Origin of the sequence: Erysipelothrix aquatica (assembly GCF_009828775.2) — a bacterium.
Lineage (GTDB): Bacteria > Bacillota_I > Bacilli_A > Erysipelotrichales > Erysipelotrichaceae > Erysipelothrix > Erysipelothrix aquatica.
In genome coordinates this window covers 1-9233 of the sequence record NZ_WTSY02000044.1, presented here as the reverse complement: position 1 = coordinate 9233, position 9233 = coordinate 1, and the positions used below count along the sequence as shown (strand labels likewise).

Sequence of the window (9233 nt, the reverse complement as noted above, 5' to 3'; positions counted from 1 at the left end):
CATAGAATACTGTCTTATCGAAGATAACCTGTCCTTTTCCTTCAAAGGACGTCACTTGTTTACCATCCACAAACAATCCAATCACTTTTGCCTGTGTTTCAAGATCTTCATACAAGAATTCGCTGGATTCTTTGAAATTCATGATGTCTTCCTGTTGAGATCCCATTGACTCAGATTTTGTTCGACTTGAACGTGCGAGTTCACGTTGTGCTTCAAGACTCACTTTAAATCCATCCAAATCAACTTCAATGTGGTGCTCTTGCGCAATTTCTTGCGTTAACTCAATTGGGAATCCATATGTGTCGTAAAGTTTGAAAGCAACTGCTCCAGGTAATTTGTCATCTTCGAGATGTTCAATCGTATCTAGTAATAATTTTTCACCACCACTTAATGTTTTTGCAAAACGTTTTTCTTCGTTAAGAATCAATTCTTTAATCATATCTTGACGATCTGTAAGATATGGATATGCAGGTTTCATAGTGTCTACTACAACATCCACTAATTCACTTAAGAACAAACCCTCAATATTGAGAACTTTCCCGAAACGAACTGCACGACGTAAGAGACGTCGAAGAACATAACCACGACCTTCATTGGAAAATAGTGCGCCATCAGCTAGTGTAAAGACTAATGAACGAATATGATCCGCAACAACGCGATATGCCATTACATTCTCTTCGTATTTGATGTCTGTCAAATTCGAAATTGCTAATAATAGTGGTTGGAAAAGATCTGTTTCAAAGTTAGTATCTGTTTCTTGAACAATACTTACAAGGCGTTCAAAGCCCATTCCCGTATCAATATTTTTCTGCGGTAATTCTTTGAACGTCTCAATGGGTTGACCTTCTACAGCATCAAATTGCGAGAACACTACGTTCCATACCTCGACATAACGATCATTTTCCAAATCTTCGAAAAAGAGCTTTTCCCCAATGTTTTCAGGGTCGTATTTTTCACCACGATCATAGAAAATTTCACTGTTCGGACCACTAGGACCATTTCCAATCATCCAATAATTATCCTCAGTACGTAAGATTCGAGCAGGATCAACACCGTGATCATTTACCCAGTAGTTGAACGCATCATTGTCAAGCGTATGTACACTAAAGTATGCTTTATTCACATCAAGTCCTAACCATTGGTCAGAAAACAAGAATTCATATGCATATGCAATTGCTTCTTTTTTGAAATAATCTCCAATAGAAAAGTTTCCCATCATTTCAAAGAATGTATGATGACGTGCAGTACGACCGACATTGTCGATATCATTTGTACGTAGGGACTTTTGAATATTTGTAATACGCGGATTTTGTGGTTTTACAGAACCATCAAAGTAGCGTTTCAAAGCTGCAACACCTGAATTAATCCATAGCAATGTATCATCATTGATTGGAACAAGGGGTGCCCCTGGCTCAATCATGTGGTTCTTTGATTCAAAGAACTCCAAGAACATTGTCCGTATTTGTTGACTTGTTAGTTGTTTCATTTCTCTTCCTCCTGAATATAAAAAAAACATCCCCAACAGGAACGTTTTCACGCGGTACCATCCTGATTTATACTAGCCGTATACACCTCAATGTTTTTAACGCAAACACTACGGGGTACGCGACCCATCTGTCAAAGGAGCACTTTTACTAATTCCACAAGATGTTTCACCAACCCATCTCTCTCTTAAGAAGAATTTAATACAAGTATATCTTTGGTACGATTTTCCCTTTGATTTTATCACAAAAAAAAGGCTATGCCTAGCCTTGCACTAGCATTTCAACCTTAATCACATCTTGAATATGTCCAACAACCACAAGAACATCTTGTGCTTCAAAAACTGCATCTGGTCCAGGTGATAACATCATCGCGCCACGACGATTAATTGCTATGATTGTCATATTCGTAATTTGGTAAAATGACGAACTGCGTATACTCTTACCAACGAGCTTTGAGGAAGGATCAATGTTGTACTCAAACCGTCTTAGGGGGTCCGATGACGCAAAACGACTTGAAATATCCATGATTTCTTGAATCACGTTGTTGATCTCTGTATCGAGCTCATGACGTTTGTCCATGAGAGATGCCAGTTTATGTTTTAATGCTGTCGCGTCATTTACCGATGCATTACCATCCAAGTAGGCAAGCGCTTGTACTTTTGTACCAACGATGACACCGTAATTGGGTGCTACTTCAACGACATTCTCCTCTTCAAGCAAATTGATTGCTCTTCGAATTGTCTCTGGAGACACTGCATATTCGCTAGATAGTACCGAACGTCCAGATATTCGTTGGCCCTCTTCAAAATCATTACGTGCTATCCGGGCAGCAATATCCATTGCAATTTGTTGATAGCGTGGTTGTTTCTTCATATCTTTCATTCGGTCACCTCTTCTTCTACTAATATATCAAAAAAGAACTGTTAATAACAGTTCTTACTCTGCAAACATTGGCGTTGAAAGGTAACGTTCTCCCGTATCTGGTAAGACGACTACGATTGTCTTTCCTTTGTTTTCAGGGAGTACTGCAAGTTTCATTGCTGCACTTACGGCTGCTCCGGAAGACACCCCAACTAGTAGCCCTTCTTCGCGTGCTAAACGGCGTCCCATTGTAATTGCTTCATCATCAGTAACTTTGGATATTGAATCATAAATCTCTGTATCAAGAATTCCAGGTACAAATCCGGCGCCAATTCCTTGAATTTTATGAGGTGATGGACTTTCACCACTTAATACCGCTGAACTTGCCGGCTCAACAGCCACAATTTTGATGTCCGATTTCTTTTCTTTAAGGAACTTACCAGTTCCGGTAATCGTACCACCGGTTCCAATTCCAGCAACGAGAATGTCGACATTCCCATCGGTATCATTAAAGATTTCTGGGCCAGTTGTTTTGTAGTGCATTTCAGCATTGGAGTAGTTTTCAAATTGTGATGGGATAAATGCATTATCGTACGATCCTTTGAGCTCTTCTGCCTTCGCAATCGCACCTTTCATCCCAAGCGGACCTTCAGTTAATACTACTTCTGCACCGTACGCTTTTAGAAGATTACGGCGTTCAACACTCATCGTTTCAGGCATTGTAAGAATTACTTTCATACCTAATGATGCTCCAATTGAAGCAAGCCCAATTCCTGTGTTACCACTTGTTGGTTCGATGATGACAGTATCTTTATTGATAACACCCTCTTCAAATGCTTTGGTAAGCATTCCCAATGCTGCGCGATCTTTTACACTGCCACTTGGATTGAAGTATTCAACCTTAGCATAAACATCAGCAACTGCACCTTCTGCTTTAGAAATATTTTCAAGTGCAATCAGTGGTGTATTTCCAATTAATTCGCGAATGTTTTTATAGATTTTCATTTTAAACCCACCTTTTCGATATGTTAACTATGTTTTAAGTATATCACAACGATTATCCGTTCGTAAACTGAAATGGTTAGAATGATTGACATTAATTTTCAAAACGAATAACATAGTGAATAAGGATGTGATAAAAATGAAATTATCCGCACGTACACGTTATGGCATCGCTGCCTTAACTTATATGCATATCAACGACCAGGAACTGACCACTCTTGTAAATATTGCGAAACATCTCAATATTTCGAAGATTTATCTCGAACAAGTCTTTTCGAGCTTGAAACAAGCCAACCTAGTAGATGCTGTGAAAGGTCCTGCAGGTGGTTATTACTTGAAATCTAATAATTGTAATATGTTGAATATCTTACTCGCATTGGAGCCTTCACTTTTTGAGAAAACACCACCATCAACTGATGATGATGTCATCAATCGCGTGTTATGCACACACTTGTATACACCATTGGATCAATCAATTCGTGAACGCCTCGAAGCGATTCGATTAAAAGACATCGCCGAAATCATAAAATCTGAATCCGGCGATGCCATAATGTATTATATATAGATTAATTTTGCAAGTCGGCTTCGACTTGCTTTTCTTTTGTTACGCGTACTTTTGCGATAACTTTCTCATCGAGTTCAATAATAGAGAATCGATAACCACCAAAGACAGTATCAGACTCATCATTGATAACATCTTCCATTGTTGGAATACGTCCAAGTTCACTTACAAGGAAACCGCTGAGTGTATCATAGTCGTCAATTGGCAATCCAATTTCCAATACATCCTCAAGTTCTTCGAGGTCAACGAGGCCTTCAACAAGGTATTCCCCTTCGTGCACTTCAACAATTTCGTTACCTTCTTCATCATCATACTCATCCATGATGTTTCCCATAATTTCTTCAATAAGATCTTCCATAGTCACAATTCCTGCCGTCCCACCATATTCATCGATAACAATGGCCATATGCATTTTGACATTTTGGAGTTCTCTAAAGAGTTCATCAATTCGTTTTGAATCGGGAACATAATAAGGTTCACGAATAAGCTCTTTAATATCAAATGGTTTTCCGTTTGCTTCTTTAACGTATCGAAGCAAATCACGCAAATGAATAATACCAATGATTTTATCAATGCTATCGTCATAGATTGGATAACGCGTAAAACGCTCTTCATCTACGAGATTCATAATTTCTTCAAAAGTGCTTGTTGCATCGATTCCGACGATATCTGTACGGTGTGTCATAATGTCTGACACTTCTTGGTTATCAAATTCAAAGATATTATTGATCATTTCTTTTTCATTGAGATCAATTTCTCCTGCATCAACCATAATTCGAATTTCTTCTTCCGTTACTTCTTCTTCCGCAGCATGCGGATCAATACCAACTAAACGTAAAATTAGGTTAGTCGACATTGACAAGAACTTAACGATTGGTTTCGTAATTTTTGAAAGTATCGAAATTGGGTAAACTACAAAGAACGCAAACCCTTGCGGATTGGTCATCGCAATTCGTTTTGGAACAAGTTCTCCAAACACAAGCATCAGATATGAAGTCAATAATGTAACTGCAATCATAGCCCCTGGTTTAACAACGGCTGGTGTTAAGTTCGCATTCGCTGTTATCCAATCTGTTAAGACTTGCGCAAATGCTTCAGACGCAAATGCCCCAGATAAAATACTTGCAAGTGAAACACCAATTTGGATGGTTGATAAGAATTGGTTTGGGTTTTCCTTTAAAGCTAAAACCGTAGCCGCCTTCTTATTCCCCTCCTCTTTCATTTGTTTAAGTTTGTTATTGTTAATCGATACGAACGCAAGTTCGCTTCCTGCAAAGAACGCATTTAGCATTACCAATACAAGTAACATTACAATTTGTAAACCCATATTATGCCTCCTCCTTTATAAACAAAAAGGATCTGAACGCCTTCTCCACATCAATTTTATGATTTATTATATTTAAAATAAAACACGTAGGACTACAACTGTCCTGGTCACTGTTTTCCACAAACAATCCTCCATTTATATATTCTACTCATAATTTTACACAAATCGGGTCTTTATTGTCAACTAAGTTGGTCTGATTCAATTCTGTTTCAAAATAAGAAAACTCCCGAAGGAGTTTTAGTTATCAAAGGTTTTGAGTGCTTCGCTCATGTTAACATCATTGGCACGGCGTGACATCACAAGATTGGTCACAACCGATATAACAAATGTAATGAGTGTTGCGATTATGATACTTGACCATTGCAGTTCTCGGTTAAACATAATTGCATCCAGTTCTGCGGATAAGACAACATAACGGTGCAACACAAACCCAAAAACTATTCCACCCAAGACACTTATGAGCGTTAAGATAATGTTCTCTCGCATGATATAGGTCGATAATTCTTTTGGATAGAATCCTAAGACTTTTAAGGTAGCAAGTTCTTTTTTACGTTCGCTCATATTCATTGTAATAAGGTTGAGTAAAACTATCAGCTCAAGAGCGAATGCTGCGCCGACGATTACATACACGACGATATCAAAGTTACCCATGGACTCTCGGTATGTTTCTTGCATAACATCCATATATTGAACCGAATAGACATTATCATGTGCGAGGATTTTTTCTGAAAGCATGGCATGATCGGCGTCCGTATTAAAGAGCGTTAGATTCGGGTGAATGGCCTTACCTGTCACTGCTTCGTAGGTTTCGTCACTCATGTAGACATAATGAAGGACATAGTTTTCTGTAATCCCGCCTACCGTAAAGGTATAATCAACATCGTTCTGTTGAAGCGTGAATGGATCCCCAATACTTAACCCTTCGAGAATCGCTAATTTTTCAGTAATTACAACAGTATCATTTTGTAACGGAATGGGTTCTTGGTTACGGCGTGTTTGCATCGATACAAATTCTGGTAATTTTTCAAAGTCCTCAACTACAAATAATTGGCTATTGGTACCTGCGACATCGACAAATTCGGATGTGACATCTAATTTTGCGGTAAAGGATACATCATCGAAATCACTTGCACCATCATGCATAATCATACCGTCATATTTATTTATGGTATCAAACTGTTTATCGACAATGGAGTAAATTGAATGGCGAATCCCAATTCCAGTTATTAGCAATCCTGCACAACCTCCGATACCGATTAAGGTCATCATGAACCGTGTTTTGTTTCTGAACAGATTCCGTAAGCTAACTTTATAGAGGAAACTTAGGCGACTCCACACTGGCGTTACCCGTTCTAAGAGCATCCGGTTTCCTGCTTTAGGCATCGGCGGACGTAAGAGATTCGCTGTTCCCTCACGACTCACTTTCGCCGCTTTCACAAATGCAATCCCGACACTCGAAATAAAACTGACAAGCAGCGGTTGCCATGCATACGACCAGACAATTTCTGGCACAAGCGGTGGTGTTTGATACATAATTCGATATGCATCATAAATAAGTGTGGGAATAAGGTAGAAGCCAAAGATAATGCCGAGTACCGAACCAATGAACCAGCTAAAGAATGCAAATCCAACAAACTTCATAGAGGCATAAATCCAACTATAACCCAAGGCTTTATAAACACCAATTTGGGATCGTGATTCGTCAATCATTCGTGAAATGGTACTCAACGTAACAAGAATTGCGACACCAAAGAATATTAGTGGAAAGACTTGACCGATGGCTTCAATACGGTCACTATCTTGATAGAATTCGTTATAGCCAATTAGTACATCTTTACGCTCCAAGACAAATTGTTTTCCATTATTTTTACTTTCGAGTTCAGTGTAGCCATTATCGATTTTGCGTTGTGCATCATTGATAGCGGCTGCGGCTTCGGTCGTTTTTGTTTCTAAGGTTTGGACACCCTTTTCGTAAGTTGCCATTCCTGAGTTGTATTGCGTAATACCTGATTGAAGTGTTGCTTGAGAACTTCGAAGTGCATCAATCCCCGCATTTGCTTCCGCAAGTTTTGATTCTAAATCTTGCTTCATTGCGATTGCCCCCGCTTTTTGGGCAAGCAGTTGTTCTTTTTGAGCATTCAATTCCGCAAGGTTAGTGTCAAGCAGTACAATGCTTGCTTCAATGGCTGCTTTTTCCGCTTCGGTTAAATCAGGATCCGTTAACGATGCAATAGCTTCTGCTTTCTTTGCTTCAACTTGAGTAATTCCCATGTTGAGTTCAGCTTCTGTTGCTTCAATCAGGCTAAGATTTGCGTCAATTTGTGCAATGCCGTCAGTCAATTGTTTTATATCGACATTTACTTTTCCATCCGTAATGCGTACAAGTGCATCAAGCTTATCTTGTAGCGATCCCGTTACGGTTTGCGTGCCAAGTCCTTGCGCCATAGTATTTAATCCCGCGTTCAAATCAATATAGGCTGCATCAAGTGTTTCTTTCGCTGTTGCTAAGTCTTGTTTTGCTTTATTAATTTCTGTAACAGCTGTTTCGTTCTCTGCATTTAGGGTCTTCTGAGCTGCTTCAAGTTCTTCAATAATCGGAGCACTTAAGCGATCAAAGCGATTTTTAATTAATGCCTGTTCCTGGTCAATGACAGCTTGGCGTTGGACACTCACATCAGCGTCAGGGCTAAGATTGAACCGTGCACTTGTGTAAACATCTACTTTTTTATCCAAGTCCTGGGCATAAATAAAACCTGAAACATTTCCCGAACCGATGGTTGTGGACCCGCGTTCAAGGTTCATATAGAGATTGGACTGGACATAACCTACAATCGTCAGATCTGATGCCTCAAAGATATCATTACTCTTAAGTTGGACTTTACTACCTATTTGAAAGTTGCTACGTTCCTTAAACATACTATCGACGACAACTTCATTTTTTTGTGTAGGCATACGTCCTTCAATAAGTGTTAGATCACGGGACGTACTATCATTTAATTCCACAACATGAACTACAGCGTCTCCCTGAGAAATACCGATAAATGCATCCGTATCGTACACTCCCACCGCATTTCCATCAACGATGGCTGTCAGCTCATCTAACATTTGTTGGTCAATTCCTAGAGTATTGCGATATTCAAAGTCGAGTGCCTCACTCGTTTCCATATAACGGTCGGCTGTCGTTCGCATGTCGTATCCTGTAACACGAATTCCAGCAAAGAAACCAACACCCAATGCAGTAATCGTAACGATTGCGATAAATTGAAACCATTTGGCTTTAATTTCACGCAGTATATCTTTTACCATTTGATATCATCCACATCTTTCACAAACATATTTTCGCGATCGGATACAACGCGACCATTTTTAATTTCAATGACACGATCGGCGACTTCAGTAATTGTTTGATTATGTGTAATGATGACCACGGTCATACCGTAAATATCCGAACACTCGCGAAGGACCCGCAAAATTTGTTGGCCGGTTTCAGTATCTAGGGCTCCTGTTGGCTCATCACACAGCAAGAGTTTAGGGTTTTTGGCAATTGCCCGTGCTATCGCAACACGTTGTTGTTCTCCACCACTTAATTGTGCAGGAAAATTATCCAAACGTGCTTCTAACCCTACTTGTTTTAAAACATCTTTGGGATTTTTCGCTTCTTTTCGAATTTGAGTTGCAAGCTCTACGTTCTCAAGAGCCGTAAGATTAGAAATTAAGTTGTACGATTGAAAGACAAAGCCGACATCATCGCGACGGTACTGAGTCATTTCTCGATCGTTGAGGTCTGTGATCGTTTTTCCATCGACGATAACCGTTCCGGATGTCGGTTGATCCATGCCCCCAAGAATATTCATGACCGTCGTTTTTCCAGCACCTGAAGGTCCCACGACAACAATAAATTTTCCTTGATCTAAATTAAACGTTACACCATCGGATGCTCTGATTTCCACATCACCAACTTTGTATACTTTTGTAATATCTTTAATTTCTATATAGC

At 39.4% G+C, this 9233-nt stretch carries 7 protein-coding genes; 1 reads left to right on the top strand and 6 read right to left on the bottom strand.

From position 1 onward, the window contains the following. The 3 genes from alaS to cysK form a co-directional block, all read right to left on the bottom strand. Positions 1 to 1486: alanine--tRNA ligase (gene alaS, locus GVV20_RS09810; RefSeq protein WP_250690189.1), on the bottom strand; the 1486-nt coding region annotated here is incomplete at its 3' end. A gap of 259 nt (positions 1487 to 1745) precedes the next feature. Then, positions 1746 to 2366 carry a GntR family transcriptional regulator gene (locus GVV20_RS09805; protein WP_159740786.1) on the bottom strand — a complete coding sequence of 207 codons (621 nt, stop codon included), beginning with the start codon at positions 2364 to 2366 and terminating at the stop codon, positions 1746 to 1748. Between the two features lie 54 nt (positions 2367 to 2420). Then, a complete protein-coding gene (cysK, locus tag GVV20_RS09800; RefSeq protein ID WP_159740787.1) occupies positions 2421 to 3350 on the bottom strand; it encodes a cysteine synthase A in 930 nt (309 codons plus the stop codon). Positions 3351 to 3486: 136 nt separating this feature from the next. Between cysK and GVV20_RS09795 the strand changes: the two genes are divergently transcribed. Further along, positions 3487 to 3912, top strand: a complete 426-nt coding sequence (locus GVV20_RS09795) for an RrF2 family transcriptional regulator (RefSeq protein WP_159638138.1) — start codon at positions 3487 to 3489, stop codon at positions 3910 to 3912. 1 nt (position 3913) lies between these two features. Here GVV20_RS09795 and GVV20_RS09790 read toward each other — a convergent pair whose 3' ends face one another. The 3 genes from GVV20_RS09790 to GVV20_RS09780 all read right to left on the bottom strand — a co-directional run. Continuing rightward, positions 3914 to 5236 carry a hemolysin family protein gene (locus GVV20_RS09790; RefSeq protein WP_159740788.1) on the bottom strand — a complete coding sequence of 441 codons (1323 nt, stop codon included), beginning with the start codon at positions 5234 to 5236 and terminating at the stop codon, positions 3914 to 3916. A gap of 237 nt (positions 5237 to 5473) precedes the next feature. Continuing rightward, a complete protein-coding gene (locus GVV20_RS09785; RefSeq protein ID WP_159740789.1) occupies positions 5474 to 8542 on the bottom strand; it encodes an FtsX-like permease family protein in 3069 nt (1022 codons plus the stop codon). After that, on the bottom strand, positions 8536 to 9233 hold a 698-nt coding region (locus GVV20_RS09780), incomplete at its 5' end, for an ABC transporter ATP-binding protein (RefSeq protein ID WP_284693468.1). The genes GVV20_RS09785 and GVV20_RS09780, both read right to left, overlap by 7 nt.